Annotated in this window: 20 protein-coding genes; 9 read left to right on the plus strand and 11 right to left on the minus strand. The window is 33.3% G+C overall.

What is annotated here, in order from left to right; genetic code table 11:
• Nucleotides 1-15 precede the first annotated feature (15 nt).
• The 6 genes from ES675_RS05260 to ES675_RS05285 all read right to left on the minus strand — a co-directional run bounded on the left by ES675_RS05260 (nucleotide 16) and on the right by ES675_RS05285 (nucleotide 6,909).
• Nucleotides 16-1,044, minus strand: coding sequence for an OmpH family outer membrane protein (locus ES675_RS05260; protein WP_066248238.1), 1,029 nt, complete (start codon nucleotides 1,042-1,044; stop codon nucleotides 16-18).
• 169 nt (nucleotides 1,045-1,213) lie between these two features.
• Nucleotides 1,214-3,892, minus strand: a complete 2,679-nt coding sequence (locus ES675_RS05265; protein ID WP_082985857.1) for a BamA/OMP85 family outer membrane protein — start codon at nucleotides 3,890-3,892, stop codon at nucleotides 1,214-1,216.
• Nucleotides 3,825-4,565 (minus strand): isoprenyl transferase, encoded by a 741-nt coding sequence (locus ES675_RS05270; protein ID WP_066248601.1) that lies wholly within the window; start codon nucleotides 4,563-4,565, stop codon nucleotides 3,825-3,827. The genes ES675_RS05265 and ES675_RS05270 overlap by 68 nt, the downstream gene beginning before the upstream one ends.
• A gap of 5 nt (nucleotides 4,566-4,570) precedes the next feature.
• The gene (gene porG, locus ES675_RS05275) at nucleotides 4,571-5,260 is read right to left on the minus strand and encodes a type IX secretion system protein PorG (protein WP_066248241.1); all 690 of its coding nucleotides are present in this window, start codon (nucleotides 5,258-5,260) and stop codon (nucleotides 4,571-4,573) included.
• Between the two features lie 100 nt (nucleotides 5,261-5,360).
• A complete protein-coding gene (locus ES675_RS05280) occupies nucleotides 5,361-6,242 on the minus strand; it encodes an NAD kinase (protein ID WP_066248243.1) in 882 nt (293 codons plus the stop codon).
• 7 nt (nucleotides 6,243-6,249) lie between these two features.
• Nucleotides 6,250-6,909: a CBS domain-containing protein gene (locus ES675_RS05285; RefSeq protein WP_066248246.1), complete on the minus strand. Its 660-nt coding sequence runs from the start codon at nucleotides 6,907-6,909 to the stop codon at nucleotides 6,250-6,252.
• Between the two features lie 89 nt (nucleotides 6,910-6,998).
• On the opposite strand from ES675_RS05285, the gene ES675_RS05290 reads away from it, so the two are divergent.
• From ES675_RS05290 to clpX, 6 genes are all read left to right on the plus strand, one after another.
• Entirely contained in the window at nucleotides 6,999-7,712 is a 714-nt protein-coding gene (locus tag ES675_RS05290) for a pyridoxine 5'-phosphate synthase (RefSeq protein WP_066248248.1), read from the plus strand.
• 47 nt (nucleotides 7,713-7,759) lie between these two features.
• Nucleotides 7,760-8,536, plus strand: coding sequence for an alpha/beta fold hydrolase (locus ES675_RS05295; RefSeq protein WP_066248250.1), 777 nt, complete (start codon nucleotides 7,760-7,762; stop codon nucleotides 8,534-8,536).
• Between the two features lie 34 nt (nucleotides 8,537-8,570).
• Complete coding sequence (locus ES675_RS05300) at nucleotides 8,571-8,918, plus strand: phage holin family protein (protein ID WP_066248254.1); 348 nt, start codon at nucleotides 8,571-8,573, stop codon at nucleotides 8,916-8,918.
• A gap of 155 nt (nucleotides 8,919-9,073) precedes the next feature.
• Nucleotides 9,074-10,402 carry a trigger factor gene (gene tig / locus ES675_RS05305; RefSeq protein ID WP_066248257.1) on the plus strand — a complete coding sequence of 443 codons (1,329 nt, stop codon included), beginning with the start codon at nucleotides 9,074-9,076 and terminating at the stop codon, nucleotides 10,400-10,402.
• Nucleotides 10,403-10,599: 197 nt separating this feature from the next.
• Nucleotides 10,600-11,274, plus strand: coding sequence for an ATP-dependent Clp endopeptidase proteolytic subunit ClpP (clpP, locus tag ES675_RS05310; RefSeq protein ID WP_066248260.1), 675 nt, complete (start codon nucleotides 10,600-10,602; stop codon nucleotides 11,272-11,274).
• A gap of 79 nt (nucleotides 11,275-11,353) precedes the next feature.
• The gene (gene clpX / locus ES675_RS05315; protein WP_066248262.1) at nucleotides 11,354-12,586 is read left to right on the plus strand and encodes an ATP-dependent Clp protease ATP-binding subunit ClpX; all 1,233 of its coding nucleotides are present in this window, start codon (nucleotides 11,354-11,356) and stop codon (nucleotides 12,584-12,586) included.
• Between the two features lie 234 nt (nucleotides 12,587-12,820).
• Here the strand turns inward: clpX and ES675_RS05320 are convergent, their stop codons facing one another.
• Nucleotides 12,821-14,335: a GH3 auxin-responsive promoter family protein gene (locus tag ES675_RS05320; RefSeq protein WP_066248266.1), complete on the minus strand. Its 1,515-nt coding sequence runs from the start codon at nucleotides 14,333-14,335 to the stop codon at nucleotides 12,821-12,823.
• A 42-nt stretch (nucleotides 14,336-14,377) separates the two neighbouring features.
• Here ES675_RS05320 and ES675_RS05325 point away from each other — a divergent pair, with 42 nt between their 5' ends.
• Entirely contained in the window at nucleotides 14,378-15,172 is a 795-nt protein-coding gene (locus ES675_RS05325) for a DUF2797 domain-containing protein (RefSeq protein ID WP_066248269.1), read from the plus strand.
• 52 nt (nucleotides 15,173-15,224) lie between these two features.
• On the opposite strand, the gene rpsU is transcribed toward ES675_RS05325, so the two are convergent.
• Nucleotides 15,225-15,419 (minus strand): 30S ribosomal protein S21, encoded by a 195-nt coding sequence (rpsU, locus tag ES675_RS05330; protein WP_066248272.1) that lies wholly within the window; start codon nucleotides 15,417-15,419, stop codon nucleotides 15,225-15,227.
• Between the two features lie 104 nt (nucleotides 15,420-15,523).
• A complete protein-coding gene (locus ES675_RS05335) occupies nucleotides 15,524-18,166 on the minus strand; it encodes an AsmA-like C-terminal region-containing protein (RefSeq protein WP_066248277.1) in 2,643 nt (880 codons plus the stop codon).
• Nucleotides 18,167-18,516: 350 nt separating this feature from the next.
• Here ES675_RS05335 and folK point away from each other — a divergent pair, with 350 nt between their 5' ends.
• Both folK and ES675_RS05345 read left to right on the plus strand, forming a co-directional pair.
• The gene (gene folK, locus ES675_RS05340) at nucleotides 18,517-19,662 is read left to right on the plus strand and encodes a 2-amino-4-hydroxy-6-hydroxymethyldihydropteridine diphosphokinase (protein WP_066248282.1); all 1,146 of its coding nucleotides are present in this window, start codon (nucleotides 18,517-18,519) and stop codon (nucleotides 19,660-19,662) included.
• Nucleotides 19,663-19,760: 98 nt separating this feature from the next.
• Nucleotides 19,761-20,240: a GyrI-like domain-containing protein gene (locus ES675_RS05345; protein ID WP_066248285.1), complete on the plus strand. Its 480-nt coding sequence runs from the start codon at nucleotides 19,761-19,763 to the stop codon at nucleotides 20,238-20,240.
• 6 nt (nucleotides 20,241-20,246) lie between these two features.
• On the opposite strand, the gene ES675_RS05350 is transcribed toward ES675_RS05345, so the two are convergent.
• Both ES675_RS05350 and ES675_RS05355 read right to left on the minus strand, forming a co-directional pair.
• Nucleotides 20,247-21,080, minus strand: a complete 834-nt coding sequence (locus ES675_RS05350) for an energy transducer TonB (protein WP_066248288.1) — start codon at nucleotides 21,078-21,080, stop codon at nucleotides 20,247-20,249.
• A gap of 208 nt (nucleotides 21,081-21,288) precedes the next feature.
• Complete coding sequence (locus tag ES675_RS05355; RefSeq protein ID WP_066248290.1) at nucleotides 21,289-21,711, minus strand: hypothetical protein; 423 nt, start codon at nucleotides 21,709-21,711, stop codon at nucleotides 21,289-21,291.
• Nucleotides 21,712-21,776: the final 65 nt, after the last annotated feature.

A 21,776-nucleotide genomic window follows, 5' to 3' on the forward strand; every position in this document is an offset into this window, starting at 1 on the left:
TTATAAATTTAATTATTAATTATCGCCTTCATCGTCGTCTGGCGTGTCTTCATTTGTGTTATTTCTAGCGTCTTCACGTTCTTGTTTTGCTTGTGCTCTTTCGTCTAAAATACGTTGCTTACGTTCTTCTAATTCTTGTTTTCTACGCGCACGATCATCTAATTTTTCTTGTCTGCGTTCTTCTGCAATCTGCTCTGGTGTTTTTACGTCTTCAGAGCCAGTATTGTTTTTATTATTTTCTGTAACAGTTGCTTCTTCTACTTCATCTTCAGCTTCAGCAGGTTCGTTCTCCTGATTTCGACTGTTTAATTTTTCTTCACGCGCTAAATTACGAGCTTCAATAATACTGTCACGACGTTTTTGAGCAGCTAATTTACGTGCCTCACGTTCGTTCATTATTTCTGTTTTACGCTCGTCAGCAGCTTCCTGTTTTGCTTCTAATTCTTCATCAACTTCAATAACCAGATCTTCATCTTCTGCCGCTTGTTTTTCTGCTCTAGAACCTGCTTGGGTACGTTTAGCACTTCGTGTTAAACTTCGAATAACTTGCTCGCTAAAATCATACCGTTTTGCTGAATACAGCATCACCACATCAGCTGATTTATCAAAAACAAAATCATATTTCTTTGCTTCTGCAATATCTTGTACTGCTGAAAAAATTTGATCTTGAATGGGTTGAATGAGTTGTTTTTTCTGAATCATTAAATCGCCATTCGGACCAAAACGCTTTTGCTGATAATCTAATATTTCTTTTTCTTCAAAAGCAATATCTTCTTCACGCTCCTCAATTAATTCTTTGGTTAAAAGCGCTTTTTCATTGCTTAAATCTTTTCGCTTTTGCGAAATACCTCCTAATTGTTGTTCAATTTCGCTTTTCCACTTTTGGACTTTTGTTTCCAATTGTGACGTTGCTTGTTGATATTCTGGAACGTTTTCAAGAATGTATTCAGTGTCTATGTAGCCAATTCTTACACCACGTTGTGCAAAACTGGACATGCTTAACATGAATACTGTAGCCACTAAAAAAAGAACTTTTAATTTCATCTGTTTCATATTTTATAATTTATAACGTGTAAATTCTAAAACGACAGACTTTTTATATTATTCTATCCTTTTTTAAATTACTGTTTTCAAAATTATGAATTTTAATTTGAAAATAATTTAAATCGGGATTTAATTAATTATAAGTGTTATAGAAAATATCGTGCCAAAATTAAAATTGTTGTCCAATAATGAAGTGCGTTTCCCATCCATTAGGTGATGTTTGACCTGGAAGTGCATCAAATCCATATCCGAAATCAATACCTAACAAACCAAATGCTGGCATGAAAATACGAACACCTGCACCACTAGATCTGTATAAGTTGAATGGATTATAATCTTGAAAATCATTATAAGATACACCACCTTCAACAAAACCTAAAAGATATATTTTGGCCGTTTGGCTCATGCTAATTGGATATCGTAACTCCATAGAGAACTTATTATAAATAGTACCACCATCATTTGTGATAATATTTTCGCCATCAATAGGTTGTAGTGATTGGTTTGGATAACCACGAAGCGCAACGGCTTCACGACCATCTAAACTGTAACTTCCTAAACCATCTCCTCCAAGGAAGAAACGTTCAAAAGGAATAACACCTCTTGCTTGGTTGTAGGCTCCTAAGAATCCAAATTCTACGCCAGATTTTACAATAAACTTACCAAATAGTCTGGTGTACCAGTCACCTTTCATTTTAATTTTATAAAATTCTAACCATTTGTAGCGTTCTTGATCAATAGCACCAACTTGGTCTGCTGCTTGCCCTCTAATTATATCAGAATTATTACCATCATTTTGAATTGCTAGCCACTCATCACGTTCTACTAAAAGTTGATCGTAATCCACGCCATTCATTAATGAGTATGGTAAAGAAAGTTTGGCTGTTACACTAAAGTTAGATCCACCTGTTGGAAAAACGGGATCGTTATAGGTGTTGTTACGGCTTAAACCAATTGTATATGCAAGGTTGTTTGAATATCCATCACCAAATGTAAATAGTCCGGTGTTATAGTTTTTTAAATTATAATGTTGAAAACTTACTGCTTGAGATAAGGTAAAATAATCATCAGGAACGGTTAAACGTTTAGCTAAACCTACTGTAATACCTGAAATGTTAAAACGTTTGTCACGATCGGCATTACCTGTTTGTGGGTCGTATAAAAATTGTGCCGAGTGCGAAATAGATGTTGAAAACTGAACTGGTTTTTTACCACCCATCCATGGTTCTGTAAATGAGAAACTATAAGTTTGATAAAAACGACTCGCTTGTAAGCGCAATGCTAATTTTTGTCCATCACCACGAGGAACTGGCTTGTAAGCTTCTGGATTAAAAATGTTTTTTAATGAGAAGTTGTTAAATGATAACCCTAAAGTACCAATAAAACCACCACCACCATAACCACCTTGTAGCTCTACTTGACTGGATCCTGTTTCTACAACACCGTATTCTAAATCAATAGTCCCTTCATTTGGATTAGGATTGTTAAAGTTGGTTGCAATTTGCTCAGCATCAAAATAACCTAGCTGACTTAATTCACGAATGGTACGAACTACATTGGATTTACTATATAATTGACCAGGTCTGGTGTGTAATTCACGATAAATAACACGGTCATTAGTAACATCATTTCCAACGACAGTAACGCTATTGAAATAAACGGGTTTCCCTTCTGTAATACGGATTTCCATATCAATTACATTACCTTCTGTGTTAACTTCTACAGGGCTGATGGTAGAGAATAAGTATCCGTTATTTTGATATTGATTGGTAATGTCTAAAGCATCTGGTTTGGTTTCATCTGCTATGCGTTTTTCTAAAAGTACACCATTATAGATATCACCTTTATTTATACGAAGAATACCTCTTAATTGCTGATCCGAATAAATGGTGTTTCCAATAAATGTAATATCGCCAAAGCGGTATTGTTCGCCTTCTTCAACTTTAATATTTATAGCAACGTTTTTCTTGTCAATTCGAGAAATAGAATCTGAAATAACACGTGCATCACGATAACCATTTTCCTTTAATTTATCAATAACACTTTCTAAATCTTCCTTATAGTCTGCTTCAATAAATTTAGAACGTTTAAAAACGCGTAAGAAATTTTTCTGCTTCGTGTTTTTCATGGCTTTTCTTAACTTTGAATCTGGAATATCAGAATTCCCTTCAAAATTAATTTCGCTCACTTTTACTTTTTTGCCTTTATCAACATTTAAAACCATGTTTACAGCTGGACGACCTGTAGAGTCTGGAACTTCAATAGTATTGATGTGTACTTTCGTGTTGTAAAAACCGTCCTTTTGGTATTTATTTGTCAGGTAGTTTTTTGTAGTGGTAACCAAGTTTTCAGTAACCTTTACGCCGTTTTGCAGGTTGCTTTCGGTAATAACATCTTCTTTTTTAGATCTTTTAATACCGTTTATTTTCAGTTCATTCAATTCTGGAAGATCAAAAAGTCGAATTTCTAAATAAGCAACATCACCTTCTGTTTTTAGAAGGTACATATTAATGTCTCTAAATAAATTGGATTTCCAAAGCTTTCTGATGGCTTCACTAATTTTATCACCAGGAATAATGATTTCTTCACCTTTTCTGAGTCCTGAATACGTAATAATAGTTTGCGGACTAAAGTGTGTATCACCAGAAACTGAAATATCACCAAGGGTATATTTCTTACCGGTTGGTGCTGGTTGTAATTCTTGTGCTTGTATGTTTAAACTGCTTACTAAAAATATAAAAGTAAATAATAGCCCTATATAAGTTTTCAATGATGTGATATTAATGGAGTTGTTCACTTGTTTTCCCAAATCGTCGTTCTCTTTTTTGATATTCAATAATTGCTTCATACAAATTTTGCTTGGTAAAATCCGGCCAAAGCACCTGTGTAAAATATAATTCAGCGTATGCAATTTGCCACAATAGAAAGTTGCTTATGCGCTGCTCACCACTGGTTCTAATTAGTAAATCTACGTCTGGTAAATTTCGCGTGTAAAGATGCTCATTTATAACTGATTCATCAATTTTTTCCGCAGAAATTATATTATTTTTAACTTTAAGACTTATTTCTTTAACGGTATTTAGCAATTCTTCACGTGAGCCATAACTTAAAGCCAGTGTTAAACACATCCGTTTATTGTCCTTTGTCTTTTCTATAACTTCTAACAATTCTTTATGCGCTTTTTTTGGTAAGGAATCTAAACAACCAATGGCAGCCAATCGAATATTGTTTTTCTGAAGTGTTTTTATTTCTTTCTTTAATGAGGATACTAATAACCGCATAAGTGTTTGCACTTCTAATTTTGGTCGATTCCAGTTTTCGGTTGAAAACGCATAGAGTGTTAAATTCTCAATACCTAATTCAGCCGAAGCTTCCACAATCTCCCGTACAGATTTGGAGCCATTTTCATGACCAATACTGCGTAATAATCCTTTTTGTTTAGCCCAACGGCCATTGCCGTCCATAATAATGGCTAGGTGCTTGGGTAAATAATCGGTATGTATGGAGTCTTTTAAGTTCACTTTTTTTAAAATACGCAGAAACATGGTTTCTTGCCGAATGTATAGGTTAAGGTTATGCCTGTAAACATATACCAATCGTTATTATTTGTATTACCAAAGCCTACTGGAGCTTCATTGTCATAATCGGGAACACTTCCATCTAACTCATCTGAAAAAGTATAGCGTGCACCAATTTCTGCTGCAATAATAAGGTTTCCTAAAACATTGGTTTTAAAGCCTAAAACCATGGGGATTCCGTATGCTAAACTAGAGGTGTTTTCGTCTTTTAAAACGCCCTGTCTACTAAAATAAAAATTATCATGATAACCTACAGCAATTCCCGAGTATAAATAGGGTGTTGCTTTAATTCTACCATCATGTAAATCCCAATCGAAAAAAGTAAACTCCAATCCAGCAGATGCTTCTATAAGTTGATTTGTAAAACTGTAATCACGTTGTTGACGTCTTGGGTCGTCAGATTTTGAGTCTTTACCTTCTAATTCTGTATAGATTACCGAAAATCGAAACGCATGTCTTGGACTTCTATTCCATTTGTATAATGCACCAATAGCAGGTTTATTGGGTGCAATGTATTTGCTACTACCAACATCACCAATAGAATTACTACCACCTAGAAACACGCCCAACTCGTGGGTTTGCGATTGGCAGAAGTGGCTGCTTAAAATTAGTAATAGTACGATGGTTAAATACCTCATAAACGTTTAAAAGTTTGCAAATATAATAAACTAAGATTAGCCTATAACAATTTGATTCAAAATGTATTTGAATTAAACTGATTTTAAATAAAATTATTGCCTAATTGCGTTTGTCTTCGCCCCAAAGTAGTTTTTTTCGCAAGGTATCCAAAAAGCTTTCTTCTAATAATTCAATCATTTTTATAGTAAAAGGTGCTTTTTTTATCTTGATAATGGTGTCATTAGATAGAGTTGCAATTCTAGAATCCAAGGATACTAAAAAATTGTCCTCACGACCATCTACTTTTAGTTGAATTTCAGTAGAATCTGTTATTACCAAAGGTCTCGCGCTTAAATTATGTGGCGCAATTGGTGTAATAACAAAACTATTCGTGTCTGGCGTAATTACAGGCCCACCACAGCTTAACGAATAACCGGTTGATCCTGTTGGTGTGGAAACAATGAGTCCATCACTCCAATAGGATGTCAGGTATTCATCATTTAAACGTGTTTCCACAGTAATCATAGAAGTTGTGTTTTTTCTACTAACGGCTATTTCGTTTAACGCAAAATTAAGTGTGTCGAAATCATCTTTTTTAGGAAATGTTTCAATGGCTAATAAATTACGTTCCGAAAGTTTATAAGCCTTATTAAAAATAGCATCCATAGCTGGAATAATAGCCTGACTTTGTATAGTAGCTAAAAATCCTAATCTACCTGTGTTAACACCAATTATAGGAATGTTTAAATCGTGAACATAGGTAATAGCTCGTAAAATAGTACCATCACCACCTATGCTTATGAGCAAATCAAAACTAGAATCTAAAACATCAGTAAACTGAACATCATTGAACGTCGATTCTTTCTCTTCTTGAATTTTCTGATTAAATTCTGCAATTAAAAATACGGTTGCAGCGTCCTTATTATTTAAATAATGCAAAATAATAACGAGTGCTTCTTCAGTGCTGGAGTTAAAAGCTTGACCAAATATGGCTATTTTCATGACCTTATTATATGTTTAGGTATTTATTTAAATATGCTGAGCGGTCTTTTAAACTCTCTAGGTAACTGTCTTCTTCATGGCCAGAAATAACATTATAGCTGTAACGTCTAAATGTTTGCATAATATCATTTAATCCGGTGTTTCCAACTTTTAAGGTGATTTGAATCATGTCGTTTTCAATTTTCGAAATAAAAGCACCCAACAATTTTCCGTCGTTGGATTCTACTATCTGGCTTATTTCACTAAAAGAATAATCAATTAAACCTTTTTCAATAATTAAAATACCTCCTGCTTCAGCAAAAAATGGGGTTTCATTAAATAAGCCAATCACATCATTTAATTCATAATATCCTATATACGTATTATTACGGTCCAATATAGGCATGATGTTGGTGCTGTTTTGGGCAAATGCCTCCAAAACATCTAACCAATTGGTGTTATCGCGAACAAAAAAGCCTTCAATAGCGTGCAATTGGTCTGCAATTACTTCTTGTTTTTCAAAACAATACACATCCGTTTCAGACATGCATCCCAAATATAGACCATCAGCCGTTTGAATCGGAATATGAGAATAAGTTAGCTGATTAAACAGCATTTGTAAATCACCAATTTTATCGGTGTTTACTAATGGCTTTATATCGTTAATAACAAATTCGTTTAAATTCATAGCGTGTTTTTAGGTATTTGCAAATTAATTAAAAAATACTATAATTCCGGTAGTTGAGTTTGTATTTTTGTAATTCAAACGACTAGAATATGACAAAGTTAAGTGTAAATATTAATAAGATAGCAACCTTACGAAATTCTCGAGGTGGCGATTTGCCAAATGTAGTTCAATTTGCAAAAGATGTTCAGCGTTTTGGAGCGGAAGGTGTTACCATTCACCCACGTCCTGATGAGCGCCATATTCGTTATCAAGATGCTTACGATTTAAAACCAGAAGTATATACCGAATACAACATTGAAGGCAATCCGATTGAGAAATTCATGAATATGGTTTTGGAAATTAAACCGACCCAAGTAACGTTAGTTCCCGATTCTGTTAATGCTATTACCAGTAACGCTGGTTGGGACACTATAAAACATAAGGATTTTTTAGTGGACGTGATTCAGGAATTTAAAAATAATGGGATTCGTACGTCTATTTTTGTTGATCCGGTTTTAAAACAAATGGAAGGCGCTAAAGCTACAGGAACAGATAGAATTGAATTATACACAGAAGCTTTTGCACACGAATTTAGTTTAGGGAATAAAAAAGCTATTATGCCTTATACTGAATGTGCTGTTTTAGCGGATAGTTTGGATTTAGGCGTTAATGCAGGACACGATTTATCGTTAGATAACATTCAGTTTTTTAAAGAAAATATCCCTAATATATTAGAGGTGTCCATTGGTCATGCCTTGATTTCAGAAAGTTTATATTTGGGAGTAGAGAATGTCATTCAGATGTATTTACACAGACTGAAATAAGTTTTCAGGGGACGTTTATATTAATAAATTAAGCAAATTTCAAATTCGTGAAAGACAGTAAAAAAATATATTCCAATATATTAGGTGAAGGGAAACCCTTTATTATTCTCCATGGCTTTTTGGGTATGGGTGATAATTGGAAAACTTTGGGTAACCAATTTGCAGAACAAGGCTATCAAGTTCATCTGGTAGATCAACGAAACCATGGTAGAAGTTTTCATGATGATGATTTTAGTTATGAAACCTTATCAGCCGATTTAAAGCGCTATTGTGATACACATCAACTTTCAGATATTGTGCTTTTAGGGCATTCCATGGGTGGAAAAACAGCTATGCTTTTTGCAACGCAGTTTCCTGAATTGGTTTCTAAATTATTGATAGCGGATATTTCACCACGTTTTTATCCCGTGCATCATGATGCTATTTTAAATGGATTGAGTCAGCTCGATTTTTCCACATTAAAAAGTCGTGGCGCTGCCGATAAAAGTTTGGCGAAATATGTTTCAGAAGTTGGAACGCGTATGTTTTTACTTAAAAATTTATATTGGAAAGAAAAAGGACAATTAGCGCTGCGTATGAATTTGGATGTTCTAGCAGACCAAGTTGGTGAAGTAGGGGAACCATTGCCTATTTCAGCTAAATTTGAAGGCGACACCTTGTTTTTACGTGGTGATAAATCTGAATATATCAGTAATCAGGATGAATCTATTATTCACGCACATTTTCCAAAAGCAGATATTGTGACAATTTCAAATGCAGGACATTGGTTGCATGCTGAAAATCCTGAAGAATTTTATGATGCTGTGATGGCATTTCTTAAATAAGTTACATTTTTACAAATCACCAAAAACACGTATTATGAAATTAATTATCAGAATTTTAATTACAGCCGTAGCAGTTGTATTGTTAGCTAAATTATTGCCAGGTATTGCTGTAGAAAGTTATACAACGGCCATAATTGTTGCTATTGTTTTAGGATTGCTAAATTTAATAGTCAGACCTATTTTAATCTTTTTAACCTTACCAGCAACTATTATCACACTGGGTTTATTCCTGTTTGTTATTAATGCTTTAATGATTTTGCTGGCCGATAATTTAATTAGTGGATTTACGGTTTCCAGTTTCTGGACCGCCTTATTATTTAGCATTCTATTAACGGTTTTACAATCTATTTTTTACGGTATTTTAGGCCAAGATAAAGAGTAGATGTAATTTTTTCTTTAACATTTTAAACGAATTGAAATCCGTTAGTCCCACTGAAAATCAGTACAAATAAACAGGTGAAAGACAATACGTTAAAATACTTTGTTGGAGTGTAAAAAAGTAGTATTTTTGCACTCCAATTTTTATGTCATAATACAATGAATATTACAAGAGAAAATATTGATGCATTAAATGCTGTAGTAAAAGTCGATATCGCTAAAGAAGATTACAACGATAAAGTTGAAAAAATATTAACTGATTATCGTAAAACTGCTAACATTCCTGGTTTTAGAAAAGGTCACGTACCAATGGGAATGGTTAAGAAGCAATATGGTAAAGCCGTATTGGTTGATGAAGTTAATAAATTGCTTCAAGATGCATTGAATAAATATTTAACTGAAGAAAAATTAGACGTTTTAGGTAATCCATTACCAAAAGCTCAAGATAATTTGGATTGGGATGCTGAACTATTATCATTTGAATTCGAATTAGGTTTAGCTCCAGAATTTGAAGTAAACTTATCGCCTAAAAAAGCGATTATCGATTATAATATTACCGCTGGTGATAAAATGATTGATGATCAAATTTTAAATGTGCAAAAGCAATACGGAAAATTAATCGCATCTGATGTGGTTTCTAAAGATTCTGAAATTACGGGTGTTTATAAAAATGAAGAACGTGAAATAGAAAACACGGTAACATTAACGCTAGATAAATTCAAAGGAAAAGCTACTGAAAAGAAATTTATTGGTGCTAAAGTTGGCGATATTATCACATTAAAAACAAAAGGTTTATATGCAGATGATCATGAATTAATGCATGCCTTTAAATTATCTCATGATGATATTCATGGTTTAGATATTGAAGTAACCTTTACGATTACTGAAATTAATGAACGTGAGTTAGCTGAATTAAACCAAGAGTTATTTGATAAGTTGTTTGGTGAAGGTGTAGCTACTTCTTTAGAAGACGTAAAAGGAAAAATTAAGGAAGATGCTGAAAAGCAATTCAAGCAACAATCCGAGCAAAAATTACTAAATGATGTTACAGAACATTTAGTAGAAAATACTAAATTCGATTTACCGGCAACATTCTTACAAAAATGGATGCAAACTGCAGGTGAAAAAGAATTATCAGAAGCTGAAGCTCAAGAAGAATACGCTAAATCTGAAAAAAGCTTACGTTACCAATTAATTGAAGGTAAATTAATTGCTGAAAATAATATTAAAGTAAGCATGGATGATATTAAAGATCATGCCAAGCAAATGATTAAGACTCAAATGGCACAATTCGGTCAGATGAATCCTTCTGATAAAGAATTAGAAGATATTGCGGCTCGTGTATTATCTAACCAAGATGAAGCACGTCGTATTTCTGAACAAATTATTAGCCAGAAGTTATTAACGCTTTATAAAGAAAAGGCAAACATTAAAACAAAAGATATTACTTACGAAGACTTTGTAAAAGAAGTTTACGGAGACAAATAATAGGGCAGTCCCAATTATTTAAGTGGCGTTAAGCTTGTCTTAGCGATATCAAGTTTTAAAGAATAAATCCTTATATTTAGGCGTTGAAATAACGAGTTTCAACGCCTATTTTTTTAGTCTCGTTTTATTTAAGAAAAATAGGAACACTCGCTTCTTGGCATTTGTCAGGATTTTAACTTAAAAAATTTATAACTACAATGAATTACGCAAATGAATTTGAAAAATTCGCTATAAAAGATCAAGGTATCAGTAGTACGTATTATGACAAAATTATTAGTCATATGTACCCATCTAATTTAACGCCTAATATTATTGAAGAGCGTCAAATGAACATCGCTATTTTTGATGTATTCTCTAGATTAATGATGGACCGTATCATCTTTTTAGGGACTGCTATTAATGATCAAGTAGCCAATATTATTCAAGCACAATTACTGTTTTTAGAGAGCACAGACTCTTCTAAAGATATTCAAATATACATCAATTCACCAGGTGGAGGCGTTTATGCAGGTTTAGGTATTTATGATACCATGCAATTTATCAAGCCAGATGTAGCTACAATTTGTACAGGTATGGCCGCTTCAATGGGAGCCGTTTTATTATGTGCAGGTACCAAAGGAAAACGTAGTGGTTTAACACATTCGCGTGTAATGATTCACCAACCATTAGGTGGTGCGCAAGGTCAAGCGAGTGATATTGAAATTACGGCACGCGAGATCATCACGTTGAAAGAAGAACTTTTTCAAATTATCAGTAAGCATTCTGGTCAAGATTACGACAAAGTGTATAATGATAGTGATCGTGATTACTGGATGAAAGCAGATAAAGCTAAAGAGTACGGTATGATTGATGAAGTATTAGTTCGTAGCTAATACCTTATAATACATCTTTCAATAGTCCATCCTTTTACAGGATTATGGAGAGAATTTGATAATTGAAATTAATTAATTTATGGCAAAGGAAGAATTAGAATGTTCATTTTGTGGTAGGAAAAAGCCAGAAACAAGTTTATTAATTGCTGGATTGGATGCGCATATCTGCGATCGTTGTATTGAACAAGCGCACGGTATCGTAATTGAAGAATCTAAGCAAACGGATAACAGTGATTTGTCTGCGGAATTAAAACTGCGCAAACCACAAAAAATTAAAGCATTCTTAGACGAATATATTATTGGTCAGGATACCACTAAAAAAGTAATGTCTGTTGCGGTTTATAATCACTATAAGCGTTTATTACAAGCGCCAACGGATGATGATATTGAAATTCAGAAGAGTAATATCATTATGGTTGGGCAAACGGGAACTGGTAAAACCTTAATGGCAAAAACCATTGCTAAAATGTTAAACGTACCATTGGCTATTGTGGATGCTACGGTATTAACGGAAGCTGGTTATGTTGGTGAAGATGTTGAAAGTATTTTAACACGTTTATTACAGGCAGCCGATTACAGTTTAGAAAAAGCTGAAAAAGGAATTGTATTTATTGATGAAATAGATAAAATTGCGCGTAAGAGTGATAATCCATCTATTACACGTGATGTTTCTGGTGAAGGTGTACAGCAAGCGCTTTTAAAACTATTAGAAGGAACCGTTGTAAATGTACCGCCTAAAGGTGGACGTAAACATCCGGACCAAAAGTTCATTGAGGTGAACACTGAAAATATTTTATTTATTGCAGGTGGTGCTTTTGATGGTATTGATAAAGTTATTTCTAAACGTTTAAATATGCAAGCCGTTGGTTACAGCGCGTCCATGTCTGATGAACGTGTAGATCATAATCACTTATTGCAATATATTATTCCAAAAGATTTAAAAGACTTTGGGTTAATTCCTGAAATTATTGGCCGTTTACCCGTTTTAACATACATGGATCCATTGGATGCTAAAACGCTTCGTGCTATTTTAACAGAACCTAAAAATGCCATTATTAAGCAATATAAAAAGTTGTTTAGTATGGATGATATTGAATTTAATATTACCGATGGTGCTTTAGATTTTATTGTTGGAAAAGCCATTGAATATAAATTAGGTGCTCGTGGATTACGTTCCTTATGTGAAGAAATCCTAACCGATGCTATGTTTGAAATGCCAGGAACCAATGAAACCCAATTAAAGGTTACTAAAGCTTACGCAGAAGAAAAAATAAGTAAAACAACCATTAAGAAATTGAAGGCTGTTTCTTAATTCCTTCGGAAACTTATATAACAAAAAAACCACGCAATTTGCGTGGTTTTTTATTTTGATTGTTTTGGATTATAATTAATAATTTGGCATTATGTGCAAATCATTGTGTGATTAATAGCACTGTAAAACTAATCCTTTTTCTGTAAGAAAATCAAGACAGTCTTTATTTTTAGATAAACCAACTGCTAAATTCGTTAACAGTATTCTTTTTGCAATTAAATGGGATAAAAAGTATTACCTGTTTAATTCTAAAAGCGCATCTAGGTAGTCTCTCGTGTTAGATAATCTTGGCACCTTATGTTGTCCTCCTAATTTGTCATTCGCCTTAAGCCAATCGTAAAATAGGCGTTCACGTGCAATATGGATGGTTGGTCTGTTCAAGGTCATATTATTTAAACGCTTGGCTTCATAATCGGAGTTTAAGGATTTTAAAGCATTATCAAATAACTCATTAAAATAATGAATGTTTTCGGGTGGTGTTTTAAATTCAATAATCCATTCGTGTGCGCCTTTTTCTTTGCCTTCCATAAAAATTGGAGCGGCTGTATAATCTACAATTTCAGATTTTGTTTTTTTACAGACCTTTTTTAAAGCATCTTCGGCATTTTCAATAATTAATTCTTCACCAAAAGCATTTATATGGTGTTTGGTTCTCCCAGAAACTTTTATGCGATACGGATTAATGGACGTAAACCGAATGGTGTCACCAATTTTATAACGCCAAAGTCCCGCGTTTGTAGTAATAATTACGGCATAGTTTTTATCAACTTCTACCTGGCTTAATGGAATTATTTTTTGATGAGTGGTTCCATAAGAATCCATGGGAATAAATTCATAAAAAATACCATAGTCTAGCATCAATAATAATTCGCTAGAGTTATTCTGATCTTGAATGGCAAAAAAGCCTTCCGAAGCATTATAAATTTCATAATAGCGAAAATCTTTCTTTGGTAAAATTTTCTTGTATTGATCCACATAGGGCAAGAAACTAACGCCTCCATGAAAATAGACTTCTAAATTGGGCCAAATATCATGGAGATTGTCTTTCCCTGTTGTTTCTAAAACATTGTTTAATAATACCAGCATCCACGACGGTACGCCAGCCAAACTAGTCACGTTTTCCTGAATGGTTTCATTAACAATAGCCTGCATTTTCTCTTCCCAATTATTCATTAAAGACACCTTGTTGCTAGGTGTGCTACTGAATTCTGCCCAGAACGGCATATTGTCAATTAATATAGCCGACAAATCACCAAAAACGGTTCCGTTTTCTTTGTACAGCTCTTTACTGCCTCCTAAACGTAAACTCTTTCCGGTAAATAATTGCGCGTTTTCATTATTGTTTAAATACATGCACAATAAATCCTTACTAGCTGCGTAATGACAGTTTTCCAACGCATCTTCACTCACAGGAATAAATTTACTTTTTGCATTGGTAGTTCCACTGGATTTAGCAAACCATTTAATAGGTTGCGGCCAGAAAATATTGTTTTCACCTAAACGAGACCGTTCAATCATGGGTTGATATTCTTCATAGGAAGAAACAGGAACACGATCTGCAAATGTTTGATAGCTTTTCATGGAATCGAAACCATAATTTCTACCAAACTCCGTGTCTTTTGCTTTATACAGTAGTTGCATAAGTAGCTCTTCTTGGACCTCATTTGGGTATTTTAAAAACAAATCGATTTGATGAAATCGCTTTTTTAAAAACCAAGAAGCAATAGAATTTACAATAGGAATTGGCATATTTGCAGTATATTTAATGAACTAAAAATAATACTTTTTTTTATGACCTACCAAGGTGTTTTAACAAAAATGACAACGGAGTTTATGGAACCTGTTCAATACTACCTCATTTTTGAAAACGACTTCATCCATATCAATCAGTTGTTAGATAAAACTATTCAGTTGGAATTTGTTGGTTATCAATGTTTAAGTTGCGGTTTAAATAAGCCAATTTACAGACAAGGATTTTGTAAAAGCTGTTTTTTTGATGTGCCTCAAGCAGCCGATTGGATTATAAAACCTGAATTAAGTAAAGCGCATTTAGATCAGGAAGAACGCGATTTGGAATATGAAAAGCGTGTACAATTGCAACCACATATTGTGTATTTAGCTAATTCTAGTAATGTAAAGGTTGGTGTTACGCGCAGAAGTCAAGTGCCAACCCGATGGATTGACCAAGGCGCACACGAAGCTATTGAAATTGTTGAGGTGCCAAATAGGTATTTAGCAGGAATTACAGAAGTAGCACTAAAAGATTTTGTTGCTGATAAAACCAATTGGCGCAACATGCTAAAAAACGATGTGAAAGATGAAAATTTGGTGGATTGGCGTAATAAATTGAAAGCCTATATTCCAGATGAAGCTAAAGAATATTACATAGCTAATAACGCCGAAACGCACATAGTATTTCCGGTACATCAATATCCTATAAAGCCAAAAAGTTTAAATATTGTAAAGAGTGAATCCTATTCTGGGAAACTAGTAGGCGTAAAGGGGCAGTATCTTATTTTTGAAGATAATACGGTATTTAATATCCGATCCAATGAAGGATTAGTGGTTAAACTTTCTGTGGCATAAAAAAAAGCACGCATAAAAAATGCGTGCTTTTTTATATATCTAAAAAAGACAATTAAATATCTTCTTGGTCTCTTAAGTTTTGGATGTATTCAGCTTTCTGAATCTCACGTCTTCTTTTTACTGAAGGTTTTGTAAAGTATTGCTTCTCTCTTAAGTTCTGCATTACTTTTACATTTCTATGCTTACGCTTGTAACGCTTTAAAGCACGTTCTATATTTTCTCCTTCTTTAATTTCGATTCGTAACATATTATTTTTCTTAAATTTAATGGGTGCTAAGGTAATCCTTTTATTGTTATTTTTAGAATGTTTTCTAAAATTTAATTGAAAGGTGATTTTTCTCTTAAAACCCTTTAGTTTATACTGTCTTTTTTCTTCTTATTTTTGTTCAATAAACCACCCAAAATGTTCTTAATAGCGGTTTCTGTTGATGGTGTGTTTGTATTAGTGGAATCTGTTTGAACAACTGTGCTGTCCTTTGGTGTTGTACCAGAACCTGATGTATTGCCACTTGTAAATCCACCTAAAAGATCTTTGATGGCATCTGTACCTTGATTAATTAATTTTTTCTTCTCAATTTCAATTAATTGCTGTGTTAGTTTGGTAACACTAGATGATAAATCAGTCGAAATTTTTGGGCTTTTAAACGTTCCTTTCATATTAGCAGTTACAGGAATGCTAATTTTGTTGACTTCAGGGTCATTAATTTTTCCAATTAAGCGATTAATATCACTGCCTAAATATTTTGCAGGTACATCAAAAGCTAAATCGTAATTCATGGTTTGATCAAATCCGTGACTTCCACCAATAGCAATATCAATATCCTTATATTTTAGCATGAATGGCTTAATATTCACTTGGCCATCACTAAAAGTTAGATTCGTTTTTAAATCTTTTAAATCTAATTTATCAAAATCTATAAAATTCAGTTGATTATCTAATGCGTTCAATAATGGGCTGCTTTCAATTTTTGTTTTAGTCGTTAATAATTCAGCAAAGGCATTACCAGTAACCGAACTTAAAATAGGCGAAAACGAGCTATCTAAATTACCATTCAATACAATATCAGTATTTAATTTTCCTTCAAAAATCTTCGCAATTGGCGCTAATGCTTTTAGTAAATCTAACGTGTTAAAGGATTCCGTAATATCAAATGCATTGGCATTTAATTTTAAATTAAAATTGGGTGTATCTTTTTGGGTGTTAATATCTCCAGAAACGGCTAAAGTCCCATCAAACAAATTGGTTGTTAAATTATTCAATGTCGCTACTTGATCTTTAATAGCTAGTTTTCCTTTGGTGTTTTTTAGTGTTAGATTATCATAAATAACGGTTTTAACATCTGCATTAATCGTGCAATCTAAAAACGCTGGGATTTTAAGTGGAACGCTAGCGCCTGTAGTTTTTTTGGTTTCACTTTCACCTTCATCAGCAACCATAAAATCGCTTACATTAAAGGTGTTTGACGTCATATTAAAGTTTCCTTGTAGTTTTTTGTCACTTAAAAGAAAACCTAATAGATTCGTAATCGTTCCAGTGGCACTTATATCACTTTGGCCAGATTTAGCTTCAAATTTATTCAACATAACAATACCTGGTTGAAAGGTTAAATCTGCATTTGAAATATTAATAGGATTCACAATATCTTCAGAAGCATATACAAAATTACTTACCTGAACGCTACCATTACTTTTTATACGTTGATAGGCGTTGGTTTCAATGGCGTTCATATCAAAAGCCGTGTTTATTTTAGCTTTTAAAATACCGCTTAACTCATTGTCTAATTCAATTGGATAGGCTTTAGTAATATTGGCCAAATTTAAAACACCATCAATATAGGCGTTAACCGTCATGTTTTCGGTTAAATTCCGTAGCGTACCTGACGCATTAAACTGGTCGTTATCTATTTTGAAATTTAAGGTGCTGATGTCTACATAGGTATCTTCAGATTTTCCTGTGGTATTTTTAATACTCGTATTAATGTTAATGTTATCAACACGTTTTGGTAGATCAGGATATTTAAAAGACGCATTATTGGATAGGATGTTTATGTCCATTTGCGGAACCGTTTCTTCAGAAATCAATCCGTTTATACGACCTTTTAATTTAAAATTACCCGTTGTTTCTACATTGGCAATATCTTTGGAATATGTTTTAGGAATAACCGCTAAAAATTCTTTAAAATCAGATCCTGGATTTTCAAAAGTAATATCTAATTCTTGGCCGTTTTCTAATTGTTGGAAGTAGCCTTGGAACTCCAAAGGCAATTCATTTATGTAGGCTTTATTCTCTTTAAATGTGTACGTGTTGTTTGGTAAATCCAAACCAATAATAGCATCTAATTTTAAAGTGTTATTGCTTAAATATTCGGTGCTATCCATGTTTAGCGTTACTCTAGCTGACGTTTTTGTATCTAATTCCGAAATATTTCCAGAAAATGTACCTTTACCAGAATGGTTTAATTCCGTGATGTAAAATATAGTGTTGGCGCCTTCGTCAATATAGGTTAACGCACTATTGTCAATACTATAATCTTGCACATCTAATGTAAAACTACTACTGGTTTCTGCATCGGCTGGTTTACTATCAGATTCTTTCGCAATATCGTAATTGGTTTGCCCCATTTTATTCGTTTTTAGGACAATTAAAGCTTCATCAATATTAAATTTATTGATAATTACAGGACCATCGCTTGGCTTTTTGAAAAGCTCTTTGATGGACATGGTTAACGATATTGATTTGATAGACGCTAATTTTTCATCTTTAAAAGGCGCGAAATTGGTAATTTCTAAATCGCTAACATCTACTTGGGCTTGCGGAAAACTTCTAATAAAGCTTAAGTTAATATCGCTAAACTCTACGTTCGCATTCACATTGTTATTGATGGTATTCTTAACAATGTCTTTAATTTTTCCTTGGAAAACAAAAGGTATAGCTACCAATATTAGAATAATAACTAGTAATGTGATTCCAATAATTTTGAAAACTTTTTTCATAAAAATTTTTAAGTGATGGGTTTGTAAGGATATACGTATAAACTATATGAAAAGTTGCTGAAAACCAAAAGTTTAATATAATTTTAATACTTATAATGGCTTGATTTTTTTTGCTGGCCTTCAGCAATAATTCATTCTTGAACAAAGATACATCCAAATATAAATAGTATGTATTCTTATTGCTATATAAATTGACGCAATAAATCTTTAAATTGACATGAATAGCCGAATTTAAAGGCGTTAAATTTTCATGACATGATCCAATCTTTTAGCTACAAGACTTTTTGTGAATAAAAAGGTACAGCAATTTTGAATTTTTAGAATTTCTTTTAGTTATTTTGGCATCTGTTATGACCCAACCAAACACCGTTTATATATCATTAGGAAGTAATCAAGGCGACCGTTTAAAGCACTTGCAAGACGCAGTAGATGTTATTTACAAGCGTGTTGGTAAAGTGCAAATGATTGCCAAAGTTTATAATACGCCTGCTTTAGGTTTTGAGGGTCCTGATTTTTTAAATACCTGTATCATTGTCAAAACCGATTATCCCGTTGAAACCGTTTTGGAAGATTTACAACGTATAGAAACAGAAATGGGACGCGTTCGGACAGAAAGCACAGCCTATGAATCCCGAAGTATTGATTTGGATATCTTGCTTTATAATGATGCCATAATTCATACACCAACGTTAACGGTTCCACATCCGCAAATGGCCAACAGACGTTTTGTATTGCAGCCTTTGTATGATATTGCCTTAAAAGAAAAACACCCAACCCTACATAAAACCATTGCTGAACTATTGGAGATTTGCGAAGATAAAAGTGCTATAGAACCTATTAATATCTGGTTGAAAAACCCGAGTAAAAAATATAACCTTTCCAATTATAATTACATGGCTATTGAAGGAAATATAGGTGCTGGAAAAACAAGTTTAGCCACGATGATTTCAACCGATTTTAATGCGAAATTAGTTCTGGAACGTTTTGCAGATAATCCGTTTTTGCCCAAGTTTTATGAAGATGCCAAACGTTATGCGTTTACTTTAGAGATGAGTTTTCTAGCCGATAGATATCAGCAAATTAGTGACGATTTATCGCAATTAGATTTATTTAAAGATTTTATCGTTAGCGATTATGATATTTATAAATCCCTGATTTTTTCGAAAATCACCTTACCAGAAGATGAATTTAAGCTGTACAGACGCTTGTTTTATTTAATGTATAAAGATATTGCTAAACCTGAATTGTATATTTATCTGTATCAAAATACACAGCGACTTCAAGAAAACATCAAAAAGCGTGGGCGTGATTATGAGCAAAATATTCAGGATGACTATCTGGAGAAAATTAATGCTGGGTATCTAAATTTCTTGAAAAATCAAGAAGAATTGAATGTGAAGATTATTGATATTTCTAATCGGGATTTTGTAAATAGGCGTGAGGATTATTTATGGATTTTAAATGAAATAGCTTCGGTTATACCGAAAGTGGAATAATAGTATCAAGTAAAAAGTGTTTTAGCTTTTTGGAGATTCTTCGCTGCGCTCTGAATGACAAATTTGTACCGAGAAGTAATACGCTAAACGCTAAAAAAATGGACTACCAAAAAGTAACAACCAAAGACATATTAATTATTGGTAATAAATCCGAATTGTCTTTCTTGACCAATGGCGAAGGAACAGGGAGTTTAGCAAGACAATTTATGCCGCGATTACAGGAAATTACCAATCGGGTTGGAACCTACAGTTTTTCCATTCAGAATTATAAATACTTCAATATAAAAACCATGACGCCTGAAACCCTTTTTGAAAAGTGGATAGGTGTTGCCGTGTCAAACGTTGATACAATTCCAGAAAGTATGGAATCGTTAATTATTGCAGGTGGCGATTTTTTGGTGTTTCCGTTTCAAGGTTCTGTAGCCGATTTTATAAAATTCTGGCAACAACTCCATAACGAATGGTTGCCAAATTCAATATATCAATTAGACAACAGACCACATTTTGAAAAACTTCCAGCTGGTTATAACCCAATGCGTGATGACAACCAAGAGGAGATTTGGATACCTATTAAATAAGATGTTTTAACAACCATCAGCCAAACCAAACGACAACACAAGCACATCTTCCATGATTTCATTATTAGCATTTTTAGCAGGATTCCAATTTCCAGGAATTTGCTTTACCAATTCTAGAAGATTCGTGTCTATTTCAGGGTAATTGGTGGTTCTATCAAGTGTCACATTAGTAATGGTGCCATTTTTAGAAATGGTAAAGGATACCTTTACAGCTCGTAATTTTTTGGCATCTATAGAGGCTGTGTTTTCTAGTTTGTTGGCTTCAATATAAGTAATCAATGCTTTGTAACCATCCGCATATGCTGCTTTAGTCTCTGGAACAACGGTGTAATGTGGTCCAAAATGAGGCGCTTCATTTTCGTAAATCATGGCGTTTGCTTTGATGTAGTTCACACGAAATAAAAAGTGTTCTGAATAATCCATAGATTTTAGTAAATCCTTTTGAGAATCACTCAATATTTCTGAATCTCCATAGGCACGAATCTCCGTTTGCCTATCGTTTTTAATAAGGATAACTTCTGTACTATTTATATGTGCTATGTTTCGTGAATCTTTCTCTGGAATAAAATCATGAATGGTTGTTGCCTTGGTCATGTTACTTTTTGTAATGGATTCAAAACGACTATCAATATTATATGCAAACACTAATGGTTTATTAGCGTCACGCTTTAAAACAGGTTCCGTTTCTGGAATTTCTTCTTGTACAGATTCCTTGACGGTTTCATGTATAGCAACAAGATCGGTTTGGTCTAATCTGTCTTGATTCCAATTTATAAAACTAAAAGCTCCAAGACTTAAAAGGACTAATGCGATACTGAATAAGGTGAGACGTTTTTTCATGATTTATTTAATTTGTTTTCCAAATGTAGATGATGACCAAGCTTTATCATGAATTATAAATGTAAAAAAAGTGTCAAATTTGTGTGAATGGGTTGTAGTTATTAAGCTTAAAAGAAGTTTCTATCCTTTATTGGTGTAATCAGAAATCGTTAAAATGTATAATATGTTTTAAGAGATAAAGATCGTTTGCAATAAAAGTTAGATGCACTTATTTAAGCCAACCCTTTTTTTTAGCTTTTTTACTATATACATAAAGAAAACCAGCAACTAAAATTACCAACAAAGGAATAATAATAGAAAATACGATGGATTGTTTTTTAATGTCAAAAACAAGTAACCAATACAATTCTATAGAAATCAAGGTGACTAATGCTATAGCAAAAAAATTAACTGCAATTTTTTTTCTCATAAAAAGCATAAAGCTTCCTAGCATTTCAGAAAACAGTGCAATTAAAAACACAATGCCATACCAAAACGGTAGTGACTGGATTCTTTCAAATTCTTCAACCGTAGAATTTGCCTGCAGGAAATCTAATTCAATGGAGCTAAAATAAATCTCAATGAGGTTCCATATAATAGAAAAAATAGCGACTACCCAAAAGGAAGTTGGTGGTTTAACGTTTTTTATCATAACCTACAATTATAATTCTGTAAGAAAGATAGGGAATTATGTTGTGTTTTGGTAGTAATAATTCA

The sequence above is a fragment of the Algorimicrobium algoritergicola genome, from assembly GCF_008086165.1.
GTDB classification, from domain to species: Bacteria; Bacteroidota; Bacteroidia; order Flavobacteriales; family Flavobacteriaceae; genus Algorimicrobium; species Algorimicrobium algoritergicola.

Excerpts from the sequence above, each read along its gene's own strand:
- ES675_RS05260 (WP_066248238.1), bottom strand. The coding sequence starts at position 1,044 with ATGAAATTAAAAGTTCTTTTTTTAGTGGCTACAGTATTCATGTTAAGC.
- ES675_RS05265 (WP_082985857.1), bottom strand. The coding sequence starts at position 3,892 with ATGAAGCAATTATTGAATATCAAAAAAGAGAACGACGATTTGGGAAAA.
- porG (WP_066248241.1), bottom strand. The coding sequence starts at position 5,260 with ATGAGGTATTTAACCATCGTACTATTACTAATTTTAAGCAGCCACTTC.
- ES675_RS05280 (WP_066248243.1), bottom strand. The coding sequence starts at position 6,242 with ATGAAAATAGCCATATTTGGTCAAGCTTTTAACTCCAGCACTGAAGAA.
- ES675_RS05285 (WP_066248246.1), bottom strand. The coding sequence starts at position 6,909 with ATGAATTTAAACGAATTTGTTATTAACGATATAAAGCCATTAGTAAAC.
- ES675_RS05290 (WP_066248248.1), top strand. The coding sequence starts at position 6,999 with ATGACAAAGTTAAGTGTAAATATTAATAAGATAGCAACCTTACGAAAT.
- ES675_RS05300 (WP_066248254.1), top strand. The coding sequence starts at position 8,571 with ATGAAATTAATTATCAGAATTTTAATTACAGCCGTAGCAGTTGTATTG.
- tig (WP_066248257.1), top strand. The coding sequence starts at position 9,074 with ATGAATATTACAAGAGAAAATATTGATGCATTAAATGCTGTAGTAAAA.
- clpP (WP_066248260.1), top strand. The coding sequence starts at position 10,600 with ATGAATTACGCAAATGAATTTGAAAAATTCGCTATAAAAGATCAAGGT.
- clpX (WP_066248262.1), top strand. The coding sequence starts at position 11,354 with ATGGCAAAGGAAGAATTAGAATGTTCATTTTGTGGTAGGAAAAAGCCA.
- ES675_RS05320 (WP_066248266.1), bottom strand. The coding sequence starts at position 14,335 with ATGCCAATTCCTATTGTAAATTCTATTGCTTCTTGGTTTTTAAAAAAG.
- ES675_RS05325 (WP_066248269.1), top strand. The coding sequence starts at position 14,378 with ATGACCTACCAAGGTGTTTTAACAAAAATGACAACGGAGTTTATGGAA.
- rpsU (WP_066248272.1), bottom strand. The coding sequence starts at position 15,419 with ATGTTACGAATCGAAATTAAAGAAGGAGAAAATATAGAACGTGCTTTA.
- ES675_RS05335 (WP_066248277.1), bottom strand. The coding sequence starts at position 18,166 with ATGAAAAAAGTTTTCAAAATTATTGGAATCACATTACTAGTTATTATT.
- folK (WP_066248282.1), top strand. The coding sequence starts at position 18,517 with ATGACCCAACCAAACACCGTTTATATATCATTAGGAAGTAATCAAGGC.
- ES675_RS05345 (WP_066248285.1), top strand. The coding sequence starts at position 19,761 with ATGGACTACCAAAAAGTAACAACCAAAGACATATTAATTATTGGTAAT.
- ES675_RS05350 (WP_066248288.1), bottom strand. The coding sequence starts at position 21,080 with ATGAAAAAACGTCTCACCTTATTCAGTATCGCATTAGTCCTTTTAAGT.
- ES675_RS05355 (WP_066248290.1), bottom strand. The coding sequence starts at position 21,711 with ATGATAAAAAACGTTAAACCACCAACTTCCTTTTGGGTAGTCGCTATT.